2 protein-coding genes are annotated in these 3,074 nt (G+C 65.5%); both read right to left on the minus strand.

Features of this window, described 5'->3' with window-relative positions; all coding sequences use genetic code 11:
• Positions 1-1,247 precede the first annotated feature (1,247 nt).
• A complete protein-coding gene (locus Q0817_RS19810) occupies positions 1,248-1,514 on the minus strand; it encodes a sigma factor-like helix-turn-helix DNA-binding protein (RefSeq protein ID WP_298592153.1) in 267 nt (88 codons plus the stop codon).
• Positions 1,514-2,461, minus strand: a complete 948-nt coding sequence (locus Q0817_RS19815) for a replication initiation protein (RefSeq protein ID WP_298592156.1) — start codon at positions 2,459-2,461, stop codon at positions 1,514-1,516. The genes Q0817_RS19810 and Q0817_RS19815 overlap by 1 nt, the downstream gene beginning before the upstream one ends.
• Positions 2,462-3,074 lie beyond the last annotated feature (613 nt).

Consider the following 3,074-nt stretch of genomic DNA (forward strand, 5'->3'; position numbering starts at 1 on the left):
CGGCTCAGAAGTGCGTTGGTTGGCTCAGCGATGCGTTCAGCGGAGCAAAGCTGAGGGGGTGTGCTGATGGGTGGGGGCGCTGACCAGGATTAGTTGCCGCTGCTGTGGGCACGAAAAAAGCCGGGGAGTGGTGCCCGGCTTTTTTCGTGGGGAGGAGGATCCCGTTCCCCACCTCTGAGTGTCCTGCACAGCGGTCCGGGATGCCTAGTGCCGGAGACCTCACGAGTGCTGGACCAGCGTTGTAGCGGGAGGCCGGGCCTGGTCTCCCTGGCCTCCCGTGGGAGCGGTTGATGTGAGCCCGCCGACTCCCGCCTTCAGTGTCTGTCGTGGTCCCGAAGACGCCCAAAGGTGACGAAGGAACGCGGGCGAAAGGCTCGGCAGAGGGCGGATCTGTCGATGCCGGCCTCCGATCTGGAGACGCGGCCGAGGAGGTCTGTCCCGCACGTGCTGGACAGCATCAATGGAGCGACCCCGGGCGGAGCAAAGCTATGTTCTATGTGCCATAGAACGAGACCGGTCGCTGACCGGGGGCACCACGCGGGGCGGGTGGGCGCTGCGCTGGGCATGCGAAAGGCCGGGGAGGGGCCCCGGCCTTTCGCGGTGAGATGCCTTTCACCGAAGACTGATTGTGCGACTCCGGTGGTGTCCCGTCTACTTCACATCGTCAGCTGATGCGATGGCTGTACAAGAGAAGCCGGGAGCCCATCTCCCGGCTTCTCTCGGCATGGAAAGGAGCGCTCTCTCATGCCGTAGGGATCCCCTGAATCCCTGATGTCTCTCCCCCGCCGCCAGTGTCCCCGATCGGCATCATGTGTCCAACCGGACAAGCTTTATGACGGTTCGGTAAGTAATGGGTGCAAACGGATTCATGCGGCGTCGGTGCTGCTCCGTGGCCGAAGAAAAGCCGAGCATGGGCACCCGGCTTTTCCTCGGGTGGCGACGCTGGCACCCATGGCCAGTGTCTCTCACAGCCTCGATACGCGATATGGCCATGCGGAGGGGGCAACGGTGTTAGGGCACCGGTTCCGTTGGGGCGGCAAGAGGAAAGCCGGGGCGGCGACCCCGGCTTTCCTCGGGTGAACGGGTTCACCCTGTGCTCTTCAGGCGGACATCGGTGGCGATGTCCGTTCCAGTGTCGCCTATGAGCTGGCGTGCGGCAACGGGACGGAATCAGAGATCGCTACCGGTCTGGCCGGCGGAGGGAATCTGTTCCGGCGCCGGTTCCGGCTTTGTTTCACCGTGCCAACTCACGGGTTCTCTTTCGCGTGGTGGCGGGCGGAGTGGATGAGCCGCCCCACGGAGCCGACGCTCTCGCCCATCTCCGCAGCGATCTGCTTGTAGGTCATTCCTGACTCGCGGAGGGCTAGCGCGCGGGCTCGGCGTTCAGCAGCGCGCGCCAGGAACTCCGTTCGAGGCTCAGCGGCGATGCGGCGAACAGTCCGCTCGGAGCACCCCAGTCGCTTTGCAAGTTCTTTGGCGGTTGTTTTCCGCCGTTGTTGGATTTCGGCAGGCATCAGAACGCCTCCTGCATGAAGGTCTCACGATCAATTTTGGTCTGGAAGCCGTGGTCTGCATTGGCGGTGCGCATCTTGTCGGTGACGGTGCGGTTGCCGGTGGTGTGGCTTTTCTTGGCGCGGGCGGTTTGGGTGGCGGTGAAGCGGGCGTCGTAGGCGGTGGGGCCGCCTTGGTGCCAGAACCTCCGCCAGGTCCAGCGGGAGATCGAACGGGCTAGGTGCAGCACTTCGGTCTCGTCCAGGGGGCCGCGGGTGAACTCGTCGCCGATGACGGACAGGTTGCGGTCCCAGGCGTAGGCGTGGACGACGGCTTCCCACTCGGTGGCGTCGTCGCAGTGGCGCCGCCAGGCGCGGTAGGCCCACCGGCGGGTGAGGTCGAACAGGGCGCAGTTACGCCCGATTGCCGACCGGGTGAGCGTGGTGCGCGGGCTGTAGCCGGGAAGGGCTCCCAGGTCGCTCAGGGCGCAGGAGAGCTCCAGGAGCCCGTAGGAGGCCTCAGAGGCCCCCCAGAGGGGCAAGGAGCCCTGATGCCAGGGATTGCGCGTCAGACGCCCGGCGTAGCCCACATCGCCGCTGAGGACGTCACACAGACCCGTTTCGACCCGCGCCAGCAGGTTCATCGGCCCTCGGCGGGCGGAGTTGGTCAGGCACACGGGCGTCGACAAGGCGTAGACGATGTGCCCGGAGCGGGTGAAGGGGTTCAGCGCGATGTAGGAGGGCTCGGGCAGGCCCTTGAGATCAGCGATCTGGTCGGCGTCGGAGCCGTCGTGATCGGTGACGATCAACGATCGGACTGCCAGAGGGTTGGCCTCGATGTGGGAGTGCTCCAGCGCACGAGCTCGGGAGCGGCGATACACGCTCGGTCGCGGGCTCTTCACGTCACCGGCAAGGGGAGCTCGAGGCAACCAGTGATCGGTCCACTCGTCGGCAAACGTCGCTGTATTCATGTAGGCCACCCTGACACGGCGCTTGCAAATATTCAGGTAGGGCACGCCGCTGCCAAATCAGATACTTCGGGGTCTGGGGTGTCCCCAGAGGGTTTCTAGCCCGAGCGAAGCGAGGTCCTCCGACTCCGGCTACACGGACCCCTGCGGACTGCCACACCTCATGCATCACTCGATGACCGAGGCCCAGGCGACCCAACGCAGGCGCACACAGGCTCAGCTGCACTCTCCTCGGGAGGTGCCCAGAGCATCGCAACCAGGCACCGACTCAGCCCCAATTTTCATCCGCCGGCCCCGACAGCCACGGTCACTGTGGATGACTCCTGCTGCCCCCGACTCACCCTTCACGGGTGAGGGGTTAACCCGTTCCGGGTGAGGCGACCAGAACGGGTCCCTGTGCTCGGCCATGTGGTCGAGCGGGTGCCTGGTGGGGTGGCGTGGTGGTTGGCGGTGGGCCGGTTTCGGGCGCGCTGGGGTGTCCTGGTTGTGCGCACCGAGGACTCCTAGGGAGGTGGTGTCGAGCGTCTTCCCCACGGGCCGGCCGAAGAATGCAAGAGGTGTGACGGCTCAGAAGTGCGTTGGTTGGCTCAGCGATGCGTTCAGCGGAGCAAAGCTG

The sequence above is a fragment of the uncultured Kocuria sp. genome (genome assembly GCF_947500125.1).
Lineage (GTDB): Bacteria > Actinomycetota > Actinomycetes > Actinomycetales > Micrococcaceae > Kocuria.